Origin of the sequence: Vibrio echinoideorum (genome assembly GCF_024347455.1) — a bacterium.
In the GTDB taxonomy this organism is placed as follows: domain Bacteria; phylum Pseudomonadota; class Gammaproteobacteria; order Enterobacterales; family Vibrionaceae; genus Vibrio; species Vibrio echinoideorum.
In genome coordinates this window covers 1,872,798-1,890,539 of sequence record NZ_AP025483.1, presented here as the reverse complement: position 1 = coordinate 1,890,539, position 17,742 = coordinate 1,872,798, and the positions used below count along the sequence as shown (strand labels likewise).

Here is a 17,742-nt window from a genome sequence, read left to right as displayed (position 1 = left end):
TACTAGGTAATAACCGCCCTAGATTGTCGCTCTTGGGATTTTTGTTACAACGTATACTAATGAATATTCAATTAAGTTTAACTGTCTGATACTAAAGAAATATTAATGCTTTTTGATAAGTTCTCTTCTGAAGGGATGCAAAAAAATATCGATGTCGATACTTGGGTATCTATATTGGATAACATACGAGACATAATGGACGCATCGAATGCGGGTATCATCATGATCTCTGATTTGAGTTGCTCTGGTTCTGAGAGTGTGTGGAGCTCCTCAAACATATCGTGTAACCAACATAAGATCAAAATTAGCCTCTTTTGTGAGTATGTGCATAACGAAAATCGCACGGTCTATTTGAGTGGTCATGCTGGTGGTGATTCCGTTTCTGCGAATGGGGCGGATGCTTATAAGTCGTTTTGTGGCGTCCCGGTAAGAGATATCGATGGCGAAGTGTTTGCGGTGCTCTTGGTTTTTGATTTAAGCCCAACAGCGTATACCGAGAGCCAAGTTAGCTTGATTGAAAATATATCGACTCTATTGCGTTCTGAAATTCTATTAAAAGAAGAGAGCCGGATTTTATACAAGAATAGTCACTTTGATATTATGACGACGCTGCTTAATCGAAGGGGCTTTTTCCACGAATTCAATAAAGCAAACATCAGCGATGGTGAGATCGTTTGTTTGTATTTCGACTTGGATAATTTGAAGTACATCAATGATACCTATGGCCACTTCAAAGGTGATGACTATATCTCTGGCTTTGCGTCATGCATAAAAAACAATGCAAAGTACAACATCATATCGGCTAGGGTCGGTGGTGATGAGTTCATTGTCGTCATACACTCAGAAGAGGCTGGTTATGCTTCTGAGTTGGTCAATAACATTCACGCTGAATTCGATGATTTTATTGAAGGCTTTCGTTGCGATGATGAGGTGCCACTCGGTTTTTCATATGGTTGTGGTACGGCGGATTCCCGAAGTTTCAACATCATAAATCTAATAAAGTCTTCCGATGAAAACATGTACCTCAATAAGAAAAACAAGATTTAGATGTTCGTGACAGGCGTAAAAAAGCCCACTAGTGTGGGCTTAGATGTAGATGTAGATGTAGATGTGGGTGTAATCGTCTTCTCAACTAAGCTCGAATGATCATTTGCTCGCGCTCAGGACCTACCGATACCATCACAATTGGTACACCCATCAGCTCTTCGATACGTGTAACGTAATCTTGTGCTGCTTGAGGAAGGCTCTCAAACGTACGGCAACCCGTGATGTCTTCATCCCAGCCAGCCATATCTTCATATACAGGTTTTAGCTCAGCCGTTTGTGGCCAAATCGGGTTCTCAGTGTGTTCACCTGAGTAAGCCGTACAAATCTTAAGTTCAGACAAACCAGACAGGCAATCAATCTTAGTCAGTGCGATTTCAGTAGCGGCTTGTAGGTCAACGCCGTTGCGAGTTGCCACTGCATCAAAGTAACCCATATCACGTGGGCGACCCGTGGTTGCGCCGTATTCGTTAGAGCTTTCGCGGAAGCTATCTTGCTCTTCCATAGCAGTTACTAGCGTGCCAGTACCAACAGACGAACTGAACGATTTAGCAACGGCAATAACACGCTCAGGGCGAAGAGCGGGTAAACCGCTACCAATGCCTGCATAAGCTGCGGTTACATTCGAAGACGTTGTCCAAGGGTATTCACCGTAGACAAGGTCACGACCTGCGCCTAGCTGAGCTTCAAACAGTAGGTTCGCGTCTTGCGATTGTAGTGCTTTTAGCGGCTCAGTTACGTTGCAAATGAACGGGCGCCAACCTTTAGTCACTTCAAGTAGCCATTCTGTCATTTCAGAAGCTGTCTGAGTGAAATCACATTGAGGGTATAGAGCCTTCAGTTGAGGCATCTTCCAATCAAGCAGGAATTGAATGCGTTGCTCTAAAATTTCAGGTTGATTTAGCCAACCGACAAGAATGCCTTTCTTCATCACGCGATCGCCGTATGCTGGTGCAATGCCTTGACGTGTTGAGCCGTAAGCGCCGTCACCCAAACGCTCTTCTTCAAGCGTATCTTCAAGGGCGTGTAAAGGGAGACACAGTGTCGCACGATCTGAGACCGCCATTTTAACTTTGATGCCAGCTTCTTGAACTTCTGCAATCTCTTGAGTTAGCGCAGCAGGGCTGATCACCATGCCTGGGCCAAGAACCGCCGTACAATCAGGATTAAAAATGCCACTTGGTAGTTGGTGCAGTTTGAATGTACCGAAGTCATTTACCACAGTATGACCTGCATTGTTTCCGCCTTGAAAACGAATGCTAGCAGAAGCTTGGTCTGCTAAAAAATCGACGATGCGGCCTTTGCCTTCATCACCCCAGTTTGCGCCCACAACAACGATAGATGGCATAATTTTTCTCCTAACTGATTGAGAAATCATGTTAGGCCTACAAAGTGGATAAGAGAAATTAATTATCTTTATTATCTTGATAAGGATTTCATATATCCTTAAAGTCTTAACCTACAAGCGAGATTCCCTATTGCGTTCGTTCCTCACTGTAGGGAATGATGTAAGTGACACGAGAGAGAGGACATGATGCTCGATATTAATTTGTTGAAGACGTTTGTGACGCTAGCGGAATACAAGCATTTCGGGAAAGCGGCCAATGCACTGCATATGACCCAACCCAATGTGAGTTTGCACCTAAAACAACTGGAACAACAAACACGCATAAAGTTGATTGAACGAAGTCCATTTCAATTGACTCAAGCGGGTGAGCGGCTATTGGAAACAAGCCTAAGAACGCTACTCGAACTCCAAATTTGTCAGGCCGATCTCAATGCGATTAACGATCTCAAAATAGGGACGTTAACCATTGCCGTAAGTGACATCATTTCTCGATTCTTGTTGATTCGTCCGTTCCAGAAGTTCAAAGCGCAGTATCCCGGTATTGACCTTACGCTCTTGAATACCACGTCGTCTCAGGCATCGAGTTTAGTTAAGAATGCTCAGGCGGATATTGGTTTTGTTATTTCCAAAGAACAGCACAACGAGTCATTGTATTTCACTAAGCTGCAAGAGCTTTCTTGGTGTGCACTTGGAGATGGGTTTGATATCCAAGACTCTGACGCTGAGCTAACCTTAATTCTGCTTGGTCATGATACTAGAACGCGTGACTTCATTGATGAAGGTTTACCAAGCCTTAATCTACCCAATTATAGGGTAATGGAAGTAGGGAGTGTTGATGCTCAAATTGACTGGGCGGAGGCTGGCTTTGGGGTGGCAATCATTCCTGAGTTTGCAATATCGACAAAACACCATCTAATTTCAAAAGTAACGCCGTTAACGGATTTTTGTCACACCAGTCTCGGTTATATCGTTAGGCAAAACCAAGTATTATCTAAAGCGACCAAACAACTACTCGGTTGGGTTGATGATGAAATTACGCGATTGCAGCGCAAAGATATTTGAGAACGGCGAGTGATTCCCATGAAAGGTAAGATGCTCTAGTTGTCTCATCCTCACATAGGCTGACGGTTTTATTAAGCCCACCAAGTGTGGGCTTTTTTGTGCCTGTTATTTGACCGAGCTGATTGGCTTTCAACATTTTTAAAACAATCAATTCAAAGACACCTTAAACCAAGATTCGAACCAATTCTCGAAACTCGCCATTGACAATGTTTGATAATCAAACTAAATTCCAGTTGTTACTTTGATTATCAAATTACTTGTAAATCAAAGAATACCGACCAACTACGATTATTAGGTCTCTAACACAAGATAAGGACGCCAATTTGAGCTTTCCAACACGTCATCAACACAATTTTTCTTCACATAATCAGCAAGGTGAGAAGCGTACTTTTTACGTCCTGCTACTAACCGTTGTCACCATGGTTGTCGAGATCATTGCGGGTACCATATATGGTTCAATGGCCTTGCTTGCTGATGGTTGGCATATGGGAACACATGCAGCGGCGTTTGGTATTACCTTGTTTGCATACCGTTATGCAAAAAAGCATGCTGAAAGTGAACGTTTCTCTTTCGGCACTGGCAAAGTCAGTGTGCTAGGCGGCTACACTAGCGCGATTGCATTGGGTATTGTGGCATTATTGATGCTGGTGGAATCAGTGCATCGTTTATTTAACCCACAAGCGATTCAGTTCAATGAAGCGATCATCGTTGCCTGTATTGGTTTAACCGTGAATGTGGTGAGTATGTTTTTACTCGGCGATCACCATCACCATCATGATCACGGACACGAGCATGGCCACAATCATAGTAAGAATCACGGTCATTTACATAGCCATGATCATGATAAAGACGATAACCATGAACATGATAAGCAACATGAACATCATCAAGATCACAATCTACGTGCGGCGTATATGCATGTTTTGGCTGACACGTTGACGTCGTTGCTTGCCATTGTAGCGCTACTCTTCGGTAAGTTTTATGGGTGGAACTGGCTGGATGCCGCAATGGGTATGGTTGGCGCGGTTGTGATTGCCAAATGGACAATGAACTTAATGAAACAGACAAGCCCAATCTTACTCGATCAGAATATTGATGATGAGTACCGTAACGGAATCACTGAAGCTTTAGCTCCTTACGCAGCCGTAACCGACTTACACATGTGGAAGGTGAGTGGGCATCACTACTCAGCGGCGATTACTCTTGAATCAAACAGTGACAAAACCGTCTCTGAATATAAACAAATGCTCGCCAAGTTTGATAAGATTAATCATCTTACTCTTGAAGTGCACTCAAACAGCCATGCGAAATATAGAACAGCTTAACCAAATACTGACTGAGTTCTACGATAAAATGTCTTCGTGGGAGCAATCTGTTGTCAAAGAAACGGGTTACTCCTTGGCGCAAGTACATACTATCGAAGTGCTTGGTATGCATGGCGCGTTAAGAATGAAAGAGCTCGCAGAAAAGCTCGGCATCACTACGGGCACGCTCACCGTTCAAATCGAAAAGCTGGTTAAGGCAGAGTTGATCGAGCGTCACGAACACCCAACCGACCGTCGAGCGATAGTCGTGGCGTTGACCGGCGAAGGGCAGAAGATCCATGTTCATCACAATCAGCTTCACTTGAATCTCGTTAATGAACTCACACAAGAGTTCGAAGAAGATGAGAAAGCCGTATTACTAAAATGCCTGACTAAGATGGTGAAAGCGTTTTAGGCTTAGTGAGCACAAAGCACAAAGCACAGAACTTAGAATCAAGAGTCAACAACCACGAACACAAATAAATGGACTGTACCTGAATAGGGATGGTCCATTTTTTATGAATCTAAGATATTGAGCTTCATTTTGTCTCCTCTGATCAGCCAAAATAATGTCATTAAAAGCAACAAGGCCAATAAAGTACGAAAGCTTTTTGATTCAAAGCCTTACGTAGTCTGCTGTTCAAGCCTTGTGCGACCCGTCAAATAGCTGCCTCCCAAATCTATAATTCAACTAATGTACATGTTGCAAATCTGTGTTATTGATAATTTTAACTTTAGTAATGATTTCATTGGCAGCTCAAATCCAATTGAGAACAGCACGAGTTAATCACTATATAAGCAACCTGGGTTATGCAAGCGACTAGAGCTAGATAGACAAATTAAGCTAGATAAATATAAAAACAAGATAACAAAAGTTACAAAAAACTTAGATACCCATAATTAGATTAGTAAAGACGAGTCACATATATGAACATAAAGAAAAAGCTCTATTCATTAGGATTGTTTTCCATTTTCGGCATGATTGCATTGCTGTTTACCACATCACAATTCGCAGATACCACCGCTCAAATGGGCCAAGCTAAACAAATCACCAAAGAACTTGAAGTGCGATTGCTTAACCTTCGCCGCAATGAGAAAGATTTCTTACTGCGCAGTGATTTAAAATACCTCGACAAATTTGACGTTAACTACAACAAATTTCTAGTGTCTGAATCACAGCTCAATACAATACTCAACGACTTGGGTTTGGCCAACAGCACACACTTGCGTGAAGATATTGAAACGTACCATACAAGCTTTGTTAACCTAGTCAAAGCCAATGAAGTCTACGGATTGGCCAGAGATAAAGGCTTGCTCGGCCAGTTTCATGAAGAGCTAGACAGCATCAGTGCAACAGTCGGCGCAGAGCAAAAAGTAGAGCTGTACCTGTTTAACGATCTGATTGAAAAGGGCACATTTGACCCAAGCGTTCTTTCTATTACCTCGAGTGCGGGCAGTTCAAGTGCGCTTTTAGATGCTGCAAAGCAAGTCGTCGCGCAGAAACGTGTGATTGGCATGAAGCATAATGAAGGCCTGTTAGGGCAAGCTCGCTCAGGTTCTCATGCGATTGAAACTCAATTTAAAGAGTTCTCAGCCGTGTTAGAGCAAGAAACCCAACAAGAGATGGATAAACTCTCGCTGATCAACAACATTCTTTGCGTCACGTTACTTGTGGCGATCATTCTGTTCAGCTGGTTAATCGTCCGTTCTATCATTGGCAAGATTGAATCTTTGCTTTCGGTAATTCGCAACATTGTCGATTCGAACGACGTGTCTATTCGTTCACACCTAGATGGTAAAGATGAACTGAGCACGTTAGGTCAATACTTCAACCAATTGCTTGATCAACTTGAAGGACTTATCGCGGCATCGCAATCTAAATCACTTCAGCTGACACAAAGCACATCAAACATGCATGATGAACTAGAATCGGTAATCAAACAGTTTGAAGTGCAAGCTAACCACACCTCGACCATGACCACATCAGTACAAGAGATGGTGCTAACAATTGGCGAGATCTCAGAAAGCACATCGGTTGCCGCTGAAGGTGTACATCAAGCGAAAGCGAATGCCGATAAAGGCCGTGAAGTGGTTGTAGACACCATCAGCAACATTACTCAGTTGTCTGAACGCCTTTCAAGCAGCCAAGATTCGATCAGCTCGTTGAACCATCATGTTGACCAAATCGGCGATGCAGTAAACATCATCCAAGGCATTGCAGAACAAACCAACTTATTGGCACTGAACGCAGCAATTGAAGCGGCACGTGCGGGTGAACAAGGCCGAGGTTTTGCTGTTGTTGCAGATGAAGTCCGTGCTCTTGCAAGTAGAACACATCAATCGACCACTGAAATCACCAGCGTTGTGACAGCAATCCAGAGTCAAATGAACGCTTCGATGACCGAGATTGGAGAGTGTAACCAACAGGGCCAATTGACTCTGAAAGATTCGGAAGAGCTAGACGCTAGCCTGCAGCTTATCTTAAGCGACATGGAAAGCATCCAAGGTAACTCTGAACGTATCGCATCAGCAATTGAAGAGCAGGGTGCTGTTATGGCACAAGTGAGCGACTCAATCACCGAGTTAAACACTATCTCTAACGACAACAATGCTTCGGCGCAGCACTGTCTAGTTGAAGTCGATAAAGTGGCCGAACAAGCTCATGATATGGATAGAGCCGTGGCGCAGTTCAAGACTTCTTAATTGATAATGATTTGAAAAGCACTTAATCAGTGTAAACCGAGATTTAAGTGGGATGAAAACAAAGGCGCAGATTATCTGCGCCTTTTTGCATTTGAGTGCTTTGGATGTGATTTACCTTGTCAAAAAAAGACCCTGCTCGGGGGAGAGCAGGGTCATTTGGTTCAATAACGCTTGTTACTGTTACTGTTACTGTAACTATTACTGTCGCGTTGTTATTTACTTCGGCCTTCCAACACTTCGAGTGCAAGATCGACCGCTTTGTCGATGTTGTCGCATCCGGCTAACTTACCTGAACTTATCGGGCCCAAAACGTTAGCGTATAACGAGATCTGCTTATTAAATGGCAGGCTCAACTGCTCATATAACCGCTGTCTAATCTCGGCATGTTGCTCAGGAGCGTGAGCAGCAAGGCTTTTCAAAGTGTCATAAACAAGAGTGGTGGTAGTGTTCATATAGCGCTTTATCTTTGAGTGGGGGATGCTTATTTTATAATCTTTTCCCCTTAGCTTGCTGTGATATATGTCATACAATAGTGCAAATGGTGTTTTTTGATTTTTAAAATCTAATGCTTATGGCGAAACCTTCTGAGTCTAATGAGAATAAGGCATTCCAAAATAGACTTAACTATCTGTGAAATATGACTAAAATGATGACAGACTATTAATGGTATCAATGTTACCGGTTTCATTGGCTTGTTGCTGATTGATGTTTAGATCCCAAAGGAAGAGGAACAACATGCACTACGACGTATTCAATGGAGATGCAGACGGCATCATCGCTTTACTGCAACTGCGCTTAAACGAGCCGAAAGAAAGTGTACTGATCACTGGTGTAAAGCGTGATATTAAGTTGGTCTCTCAAGTTGTTACTCAAATGATGGAGCCGGGTAAGCAAGGCGGTGTTTCATCCGTTACCGTTTTAGATGTGTCGATGGAGAAGAACCTACCTGCATTGCACTCATTGCTAGACGCCAACATCAATGTATTTTATTGCGATCACCACCGAACAGGAGATCTACCAACTTCTGATCATTTAGATACTCTGATTGATACCGCGCCAGAGAGTTGCACGAGCTTGCTGATTAACCAGAAGCTGAATGGTGCGCATGTGGCTTGGGCAATCGCGGCTGCTTTTGGTGATAACCTAAAAATAGTGGCCGCGCGGCTAGCGGGTGAAAATGGATTCGATCAATCTCAAACAGAGTTTTTAGAAGAGCTAGGTACCTTGGTTAACTACAATGGTTACGGTTCTTCACTCAGTGATTTGCATTTCACGCCAATTGAGCTCTACCAAACCCTTTATCAATACCCGAACCCATTTGACCTTTTAGATGATAAAAACTCTGTGTTTTATCGACTACGATCTGCTTATCAAAATGATCGCCAACAGCTATCAAACCTTGCTCCTGTTTATGAAAGTGAAGTCGCACGTGTGTTTGAACTGCCAGGTGAGACGTGGGCAAGGCGCATCAGTGGTGTGTTTGGTAATGAAATCGTTAATCAAGATCCAAACCGAGCGCAAGCAGTATTAACGAAAAACCAAGATGGCTTGTCTTACACGGTGAGCTTACGGGCACCATTATCAAACAGAACGGGCGCAGACGAAATTTGTTCTAGTTTTGATACGGGTGGTGGAAGAAAAGCAGCAGCGGGTATCAATCAACTCAATGAAGAAAATAAGATGAATTTTATTTCATTGATTGATACTTATTATTCACCTGATGTTAAAGGCTAACTGAAAAATAGTCGGGGTGATCATACAAAATTCCACAAATTTCCCACTCCTATATTCCGTTATACGTGTGTATCTCTAGCACATGTATGACGACTATATCCAAGCTATTTTAGTGATATCACTCGCAATGGTATCTGGTCTGAGGTCAGTAATTACGGTGTGTTTGAATCGATTTTTGTCGATTTAAAGTTAGTTTTTTCCTATTGGTGATTTTTTATGTTTTCGGTTAATTATCTATGTGAATTAAGGTTGATTAACATTTGCATGGTCAATGTGTTCGGCCGAAAATAACAGCTTTTAGCATTTCATTTTGAATGAAAAGTCAAAATCATATTGATTCTGATATTCAATCTGTGACTTAAAATCACAAGTTAAATCAAAGGTCATCTTTTCCTATAAATTCCATTACTTCTCTATAAATATTCATGATTACAATGAATTGGTTCGGTTGTGATTGGCACAGCTGTTAAGTAAGGAAGTGGGACTAATGTTGAAACGTAAAGCTCTGCAATTAGCTGTATCGGTCGGCATGGCCGCAATGTCTGGCGCTGTTTATGCAAATGGTTCAGATATGACGAATCCGGATTCTGGTGTCGTGGTTGGGTATTGGCACAACTGGTGTGACGGTGGCGGCTACCAAGGGGGTAATGCGCCATGCGTGACGCTGGATGAAGTAAACCCAATGTATAACATCGTGAATGTGTCATTCATGAAGGTTTACGATGTGGCTGATGGTCGAATCCCAACTTTTAAACTGGACCCAACCATTGGGCTTTCAGAAGAACAATTTATTGACCAAATCTCTGAACTCAACAAACAAGGCCGTTCTGTACTGATAGCGCTGGGTGGCGCTGATGCACACGTAGAACTTGAAACGGGTGATGAAAGAGCCTTTGCTGATGAGATAATCCGCCTTACTGAGCGTTACGGTTTCGATGGCCTAGATATCGACCTTGAACAAGCCGCGGTAACCGCAGCAAGCAACCAAACCGTGATTCCTGACGCACTTAAGCTAGTGAAAGACCACTACCGTGCTGAAGGTAAAAACTTCCTTATTACTATGGCGCCTGAGTTCCCGTATCTAACGACAGGCGGTAAGTACGTTCCATATATCGATAATCTAGAAGGTTATTACGACTGGATTAACCCACAATTCTACAACCAAGGTGGCGACGGTATCTGGGTTGACGGCGTGGGCTGGATTGCTCAAAACAACGATGCATTAAAAGAAGAATTCATCTACTACATCTCTGATTCGCTTATCAACGGAACGCGTGGCTTCCACAAAATTCCACATGACAAGTTGGTGTTTGGTATTCCTTCTAGCATTGATGCTGCAGCAACCGGCTTTGTGCAAGATCCTCAAGATTTATACGACGCGTTCGAGACCTTAACGACTCAAGGCCAACCCCTGCGTGGTGTAATGACTTGGTCTATCAACTGGGACATGGGCACTAACAAAAATGGTCAACAATACAACGAGCAGTTTATTAAAGACTACGGCCCATTTGTACACGGCAACAGATAAAGAAGATGGCGATTTAACGTCTTCAATCGATGTTGAAGGATATGTTGAAACAGCGGTTATTGGCACTTATGTTCTCACTTATCGTGTGAAAGATAGCGACAATAACGAAACAACCAAAGCAAGAACGGTAGAAGTCTACAGCCAAAAACCAGTATTCGATGGCGTATCTGATACAACAGTAATACTTGGTACTACATTCGACCCAATGGCTGGTGTGACTGCCAATGATGCGGAAGATGGCGATTTAACAAGCACTATCACGCACACTGGAAGTGTTGATGTGAATGAAATCGGCAACTACACGCTTGTATATAGTGTGACAGACAGCGCGAATCAAACCGTTACTGCTGAGCGTAAAGTGTCGGTTACTGATGGCTCTAACTGTGCAGCAGCATGGGATGCCGACACCGTTTATGTTGAAGGCGACCAAGTATCACATGACGGTTCAACGTGGGGAGCTGGCTGGTATACTCGTGGCGAAGAACCGGGAACAACAGGCGAGTGGGGCGTTTGGAGAAAGGTTTCAGACTCTTCATGTGGTGGTAACCCTGATCCGGGTACAGATCCTGAACTTGAAGTTTCGGGCCTACAGTCTGAATACGCACCAGAAAACGGTAATGTACGTTTGGATCTGACACTGACATCAAATGAAGCAATGGATGTGACTGTGAAGGCGCTCAACAGTGCGGGTAGCGTGGTTGAACAAACCAAAGTAAGCCTAACTGACAGCCGTTCAATCACAATGGACTTGCACGATGTGGCGGAAGGTCAATATTCACTTGAGGTTGTTGGCACAGCAACAGACGGCGAAATAGTGATGGTAAACAATTCGTTCACTGTGAAAGACGGTGGAGGAACGACTCCACCTCCAGGTGATTACCCTCCGTATGAAGCTGGTACAAACTACGCAGCGGGCGATATTGTAGTAGGCCGTGACAATGGTTTATACGAATGTAAGCCTTGGCCATACACGGCTTGGTGTGCAAGCGCATCCTACGCTCCAGCGGACAGCCAATACTGGCAAGATGCTTGGACAAAACTGTAAGCTTAATATAGCTAGACGCTAGAGACACAAAATAAACGATTAAAGAGAGGCTATTTGGCTTCTCTTTTTTTATGTTCAAAGCTTTCTCACTTAGAGCTTTTAAATCGACTTAACCTTAAATTCTGCTCTGCATATTGCGATAGATCAAAATAAGAGTGATTATCAATTGTATTAATGATGTGGCAAATGCACTATGCGTTCATTGAATTTTCTATATAACCAATATTTAAATAATGAATCTTGCCCAAGTCGACCTCAACCTCTTAGTCATCCTCAAGCACCTTTTAGAAGAAAAGCATGTTTCTAACACGGCATTAGCGCTTGATATGAGCCAGCCAACGGTGAGTCGTTCTCTGCAAAAACTGCGCACTGTATTTAACGATGACTTGTTGGTGAGAGCGGCATATGGCTATGAATTAACGCCAAAAGCGGAAGCGATTAAGCAAGATTTGAATTCGGTACTGACTCGGCTAGAAAAGTTGGTGCATGGCGATGTGTTCGAACCTCACAGCAGTGATACTACGGTTCGATTTTTTGGCCTTGTTCCTCAAGTGGCGCACTTGCTTCCTAAAGTGGTCGCGGAGATACGTAAGCAAGCGCCGAACATGATTGTTGATATTGATTCTATTCCTAAAAGACACTTCGACCCTTTGTTATCTGGGGACGCTCACTTTGTATTGTCGACTCATGAGCCGTTGAGTTCAGAGCAAAATCTGTATCGAATGTTCGTGATCAGCCGCGATTACCGCTTATTGATGAGCAAAGACCATCCGTTGGCTGACAAAGAAATTACGGTCGATGATTTGCTTAACAGTCACCTTGGTCAAATCTCATTACAAGGAGACAAGAAGCTTTCTATTGAGAGTCGATTTAAAGATCTAGGCTTGATTGATAAGCAACGCCAACTCTCTATTCCTATCCAGTTGTCGAACTTTAATGTTGCGCCTGATATGGCGGAAGCGACCGACATCATCTTCCATTTACCGACGCCTTTTGCACTACAAGCCGCAAAGCAGAGAAACCTAATTTGCAAACGTGTTCCTAAGGCACTTCGTCACCCGTCTGAAGATGTTTATTTATATTGGCACAAACGTTTTCACAACGATCCAATGTGTCGCTGGGTAAGGGATCTTTTTAAAGAGGTTTACGCCTAGTGATTGGCTTTCAATACTAGTTACTAGTTTCTAGTTTCTAGTTTCTAGTTTCTAGTTTCTAGTTTCCAGTTCTCAGTTCTATTAAGGTTTTACGCCCATCACCAATAGGTATGTTCAATGCAACCTCAATGATTGAAAAATATTGAATATATCTATTTTCTTGTATGTGTATATTGAATAGCGAGAATCAATTTTTGGTATGAAACTTTCGTTGATAAGAATGGTACTAGGTTGTTTAATGCAAACCATTATCATTACCAATCACGTATAAGAATGAATATCATGTCTGAGAGATCTCTTTTGATTCGCAAACCCCTTTTGGTTCGTAAACCCCTTTCGATCGCAGTCGCTGTTATTTGTACCTCACTTTCAGCTAACGTGTTAGCGCAAGAAGAAGCAAAACCGACAGATGAGCAAATGGTGGTTACGGCAACTCGTACTGAGATGGCACTAAAACAAGCACCAGCTTCAATGTCGGTTATCACCGCTCAGGATATCGAAGACAGCCCAGGTATTACCTTGGCGGACATCGTTGCTGAATCAACGAGTGTTGAGTCTGACTTCGACAGCACACGTGCTGGTCGTCAAATGATCTCTATTCGTGGTATGGATTCTGATTACACGCTTATCATGGTCAATGGCCGTCGTTTAAGCTCAGCAAGCGCCATCATCCGTGGTAACGATTTCGACCTTTCTACTATTCCTGCTGATTCAATCGAGCGTGTTGAAATCATCCGAGGCCCAATGTCTGCACTTTACGGTTCAGATGGCATGGGTGGCACAATAAACATCATCACCAAAGCTCCAGAAAATGATTGGAGTTCAACGCTAAGCATGGACAATTCTTCACCGATGGATGGCAACGGCGGACAAGAGTACTCGGTTGGCCTAACCACTTCTGGTGCGCTGATTGAGGATGAGTTATTTGCCCGTGTGTCTGTTAACCAAACTAGCCGTAATGCGTGGCAACCATATTCTGGTACACATAGCTCTGGCTACGACCGTTCAGATGTTACGGCTTTAGAAGAACGTGACACACTAAGCTTACTCGCAAGCCTGACTTGGAATGCGACAGACAATCAAACGATCGACTTTGACTTTGGTTACAGCGACGACGAGCGTGAATCAGAGGCAGAAAGCGCAAAATCGGTTATTGAGTCAGACACTCGCGTAGTACGTCACAGCCAAGCCATTACGCACAGTGGTTTCTGGAGTTGGGGTGATACTCAAGTTCGCTATTCTCGCGAAAATGTGACCGATAACGATGCGGCCGATCTAGGCAACAATTTCAGCAGCGATATCGAAGAACTGACTCAAATTGTTGAAGCATCTGCGACCACTTACCTTGGTGACAGCCACACGCTTACGTTTGGTATGGATTACCAATTAAGTGAATTAACCAACAAAGAAAACTTATCAAGCGGAACATCTGAAGCGTATCAAGGCGCGTTGTTTGTTCAAGACCAATGGGTAATGACGGACAAACTAACCGCAACGATCGGTGGCCGTTTGGATAAACACGAACTGTACGGCGAAGAGTTTAGCCCTCGTGTGTATCTAGTTCATCAAACGACGAATGACCTCATCATTAAAGGTGGCGTGGGCAAGGCGTTCAAAGCACCAACATTGACTCAAAACCAATCTGACTACACAGTATCAAGCTGTAAGGGTGGATGTGCGCTGGTGGGTAATGAAGACCTAAACCCAGAAACCAGCCTCAACTACGAGCTTGCGACTGTATACACACAACCGCGTTGGAATGTAGAAGCTGCGTTATTCCGCAACGAGATTAATGACCTTATCGAAAGAACAGAAGGTTACTGCCCACAAGGCGGTGATTGGAATGAAAGTGCTCTGCAATGTGAAAACCCTGACGGCACACCAACGGGTGATTTAGGTGCGAAGACGTACCAAAACGTTTCTGAAGCTATCATTCAAGGCGTTGAGTTAGGGGGTATGTACCAAATCTCTGACGAATGGGCCGTTTCTGGTAACTACACTTACCTAGACACTGAAGACAAATCGACAGGTGAGCAACTTCTCGAGCGTTACAAGCATTCCGGGTTTGTTAAGCTTAACTGGAGCCCAACCTACGACTTAAGCACTTTTGTGAGTGCGCGTTACCGTGGCGAGCGTCAAATCGAAAGCGACCTAACTCAAGACGCTTACACGACGCTAAACATTGGCACGGTTTACAATGTTAACGATTCAGTACGTCTTCGTGCGGGTATCTCAAACCTAACGGACGAGTCAGTATCAGACGATCTAGAGTACATAGGTTATGTTGAAGAGCCACGTACTTACTACGTAGGTATGACGGCAGACTTCTAATTTAAAGTTCAGCAACCGATAGTTTAGTAACAGATAACTTGATACGAAAGAACCCACACTGGCTGACGCTCTATAAGGAGAACGGCGAGTGTGGGTTCTTTTTTGATCTCATTGTTTGGCTTAACTCGTTGTGTTTCTATTTGTTTAGATTTTCACACACGTAATCAGCGCGTTGCCTGAAACCTTATCCCAAGGTAAAAGCTTGTCGTAATCGTGTTCGAAGGTATGAACTTCAAAGTAGGGCTCTAATATTTCTATCAACGCTTTGAAGTTGAACGCTACCATTGGGTGCTCATCATTCCATACCTGAGTTTCACCAGCGGTCGTTTTTTCAATACTGAGTTTCAGTGCTTGTTTGTCACCTTCGCCTGAGTAGTACCAACCTGAACGGAAAGTAAAATCAATTTGCTCTTGGTTTGTGGTGTGTCGAACAAACAGATCGTTGCTGATCTTGTCTTTGTCTACTACGTTAAAGCAGAATACACCACCAGGTTTAAGCGCTCTATGAACACTCGCAAGGCACGCTTTTAAATTCTCAATGCCATCGTTGTAATGGATTGAGTATAAGAAACAAGTGATAAGATCCAGAGGCTCAGATACTTCAAAGTTGCTCATGTTCTGCACTGAAAATGTGGCTTCTGGGCAGCGAACTTGAGCGATGTCTAGCATTGGTTTGTTCAGGTCAAGACCACTACTTTGGTAGCCATAATCAATGAAATGACGAACGTGTGGGCCAGTGCCACAACCAAGGTCTAAGTGAGTTTTTCCATCATTTCCGAAAATTTGATGTAGCCTACGAACGCAGTTACTTTGCGCTTGATAGTCAATATCGACACACATTAAATCATAGTAACCAGATAGGTCGGTGTAGAGTGCGTTGGCGGACATAGTTGCCTACAGCATTTGCTGAAATAATTGGGGTTGCGCATAGTAAACTAGAACCTAAAAATAACAAGTAAATATTCGATAAAGTTATGTGTATTAACTCTTATTCTTGATGGCTAGCCAAGTGCTTCAAGACACACCACATCATCATTGACTGACATTTGGTTTTTACCGTTCGCTTTCGCGCGATAAAGGGCGTCATCGGTTACTCGGATCAGGGTGTCAATAGAATCAGATGAGTGACAAATACAATGGTTGGTAATACCGATACTAACGCTTGATGTAAACTGACGACGATTATTCCCTAAGAAAAGATGTTGATTGAAACTCTTGCAGATCCTTTGGGCGATGATTTTTGTATGCTCAGATTTTGCTTTAGGAATAAACACAATAAACTCCTCGCCACCCCAACGAGCAACCACGCCGTTCAGTGTTTCCACATAAGCTTTGATGGTGCAAGCTAAGTATTTAATGACGGTGTCACCAACGGTGTGACCATAGGTATCGTTAATTAACTTAAAGTCATCGATATCAAACAACAGACAAGACATTTCTGTTTGCTGATTCACTGGTTTTTTCAACCAGTCATAAATAGCTCGTCGATTAAAGACGTCCGTTAAGTCATCATGCATTGCGCGATGCAATAGCTCTTTCTCTAACAATACTTTACCCGTGATATCTTCAAGGATGACTTGAATAGCTTTTTTGCCTTCCCAGTTAATGACGTTATCGTAAGCATTAAAGTACTTCTTAGTTCCATCGAAGCAGTGGTTGAGTATGACTGAGCTAAAACTTGGCGGATTACCTTCAGTAATACTCTTACAGCGCTTTATCGTACTTTCACGCTGCGATTCAGGAACTAGCGATAAGATGGAGTCCATGTCGAGTACTTGTTCGATGGATTCTGCGCCAGTAATTTCTACCCACGCTTGATTCACGAGAAGTGGTTTGAAATCTTTATGGATGATGATCCCTTGTTTGGACGTTCTCAATAACTCCAGATACATACGATCATTTTCATGACGCTTTCGTTCGGCTTCTACGACGGACGTAATGTCGATGATCGTGATTTGAAGAGCGGGCTTGTTATTCAATTCAATAATATGCGATAGACAGAATATTGAGATAACACGGCCGTTGGCAGGGATGTCTGTGTACAGCTTCCCTTTTTTTAGCTTCCCTTTGATCGCATCTAGGTAACGCTTTTTTGCCAGGTCTTGGTGGCTGTCAGGAACCAGTGCGTACACAAACTCGACATTACGCAGCAGTTCTTCTCGGTTTTGGTAACCGAAGATATGAGCTATCTGATTGTCGACATCGATTATGCGGTGATTTTGAAGTGTCATACGCCCTTGTGCAGAATCGAAATTCCGGCAAGGTATTGCGGTGGTTAAATCTAGTTGGATACTCATATCGACCTGACTGCTTATTTTTTCATTGAAAACAGGTGCTTCAAGCAAAAGCTAATGTCGTGCTAATGCTTGTCTTGTTGTCATGTATGTGTCAAAAAGGGTGCACGAGAAATACAGCGACACTCCATTGTTACAGTATGTTATTCGCTAGGTCTTAGGATAGAGTAATTTTACGGTATCGAAAATTGATTA

General features: G+C 43.2%; 12 protein-coding genes and 1 pseudogene. 9 read left to right on the top strand and 4 right to left on the bottom strand.

What is annotated here, in order from left to right:
- The first annotated feature begins 105 nt into the window (after positions 1-105).
- Positions 106-1,047 (top strand): sensor domain-containing diguanylate cyclase, encoded by a 942-nt coding sequence (locus OCV36_RS08515; protein WP_135458514.1) that lies wholly within the window; start codon positions 106-108, stop codon positions 1,045-1,047.
- Between the two features lie 85 nt (positions 1,048-1,132).
- Here the strand turns inward: OCV36_RS08515 and OCV36_RS08510 are convergent, their stop codons facing one another.
- Positions 1,133-2,392: an adenylosuccinate synthase gene (locus OCV36_RS08510; RefSeq protein ID WP_135458512.1), complete on the bottom strand. Its 1,260-nt coding sequence runs from the start codon at positions 2,390-2,392 to the stop codon at positions 1,133-1,135.
- Between the two features lie 183 nt (positions 2,393-2,575).
- On the opposite strand from OCV36_RS08510, the gene OCV36_RS08505 reads away from it, so the two are divergent.
- The 4 genes from OCV36_RS08505 (at position 2,576) to OCV36_RS08490 (ending at position 7,461) form a co-directional block, all read left to right on the top strand.
- Complete coding sequence (locus OCV36_RS08505; RefSeq protein ID WP_135458510.1) at positions 2,576-3,454, top strand: LysR family transcriptional regulator; 879 nt, start codon at positions 2,576-2,578, stop codon at positions 3,452-3,454.
- Positions 3,455-3,777: 323 nt separating this feature from the next.
- Positions 3,778-4,779 (top strand): CDF family Co(II)/Ni(II) efflux transporter DmeF, encoded by a 1,002-nt coding sequence (gene dmeF, locus OCV36_RS08500; RefSeq protein ID WP_135458508.1) that lies wholly within the window; start codon positions 3,778-3,780, stop codon positions 4,777-4,779.
- Positions 4,757-5,173 (top strand): MarR family winged helix-turn-helix transcriptional regulator, encoded by a 417-nt coding sequence (locus OCV36_RS08495; protein ID WP_135458506.1) that lies wholly within the window; start codon positions 4,757-4,759, stop codon positions 5,171-5,173. The genes dmeF and OCV36_RS08495 overlap by 23 nt, the downstream gene beginning before the upstream one ends.
- A gap of 563 nt (positions 5,174-5,736) precedes the next feature.
- A complete protein-coding gene (locus tag OCV36_RS08490; protein ID WP_135458535.1) occupies positions 5,737-7,461 on the top strand; it encodes a methyl-accepting chemotaxis protein in 1,725 nt (574 codons plus the stop codon).
- Positions 7,462-7,673: 212 nt separating this feature from the next.
- Here the strand turns inward: OCV36_RS08490 and OCV36_RS08485 are convergent, their stop codons facing one another.
- Complete coding sequence (locus tag OCV36_RS08485; protein WP_135458504.1) at positions 7,674-7,913, bottom strand: PAS factor family protein; 240 nt, start codon at positions 7,911-7,913, stop codon at positions 7,674-7,676.
- A gap of 283 nt (positions 7,914-8,196) precedes the next feature.
- Here OCV36_RS08485 and OCV36_RS08480 point away from each other — a divergent pair, with 283 nt between their 5' ends.
- From OCV36_RS08480 to OCV36_RS08465, 4 genes and pseudogenes are all read left to right on the top strand, one after another.
- On the top strand, positions 8,197-9,195 hold the full coding sequence (locus OCV36_RS08480) for a DHH family phosphoesterase (protein ID WP_135458502.1): 999 nt from the start codon (positions 8,197-8,199) through the stop codon (positions 9,193-9,195).
- A 487-nt stretch (positions 9,196-9,682) separates the two neighbouring features.
- Positions 9,683-11,768, top strand: a pseudogene (locus OCV36_RS08475) (immunoglobulin-like domain-containing protein).
- A 233-nt stretch (positions 11,769-12,001) separates the two neighbouring features.
- Positions 12,002-12,922, top strand: a complete 921-nt coding sequence (locus OCV36_RS08470; RefSeq protein WP_135458500.1) for a LysR family transcriptional regulator — start codon at positions 12,002-12,004, stop codon at positions 12,920-12,922.
- A gap of 282 nt (positions 12,923-13,204) precedes the next feature.
- Positions 13,205-15,253, top strand: a complete 2,049-nt coding sequence (locus OCV36_RS08465; protein ID WP_135458498.1) for a TonB-dependent receptor domain-containing protein — start codon at positions 13,205-13,207, stop codon at positions 15,251-15,253.
- A 144-nt stretch (positions 15,254-15,397) separates the two neighbouring features.
- Here OCV36_RS08465 and OCV36_RS08460 read toward each other — a convergent pair whose 3' ends face one another.
- Positions 15,398-16,141, bottom strand: a complete 744-nt coding sequence (locus tag OCV36_RS08460) for a class I SAM-dependent DNA methyltransferase (RefSeq protein ID WP_135458496.1) — start codon at positions 16,139-16,141, stop codon at positions 15,398-15,400.
- 113 nt (positions 16,142-16,254) lie between these two features.
- The gene (locus tag OCV36_RS08455; RefSeq protein WP_135458494.1) at positions 16,255-17,550 is read right to left on the bottom strand and encodes a sensor domain-containing diguanylate cyclase; all 1,296 of its coding nucleotides are present in this window, start codon (positions 17,548-17,550) and stop codon (positions 16,255-16,257) included.
- Between the last annotated feature and the right edge of the window lie 192 nt (positions 17,551-17,742).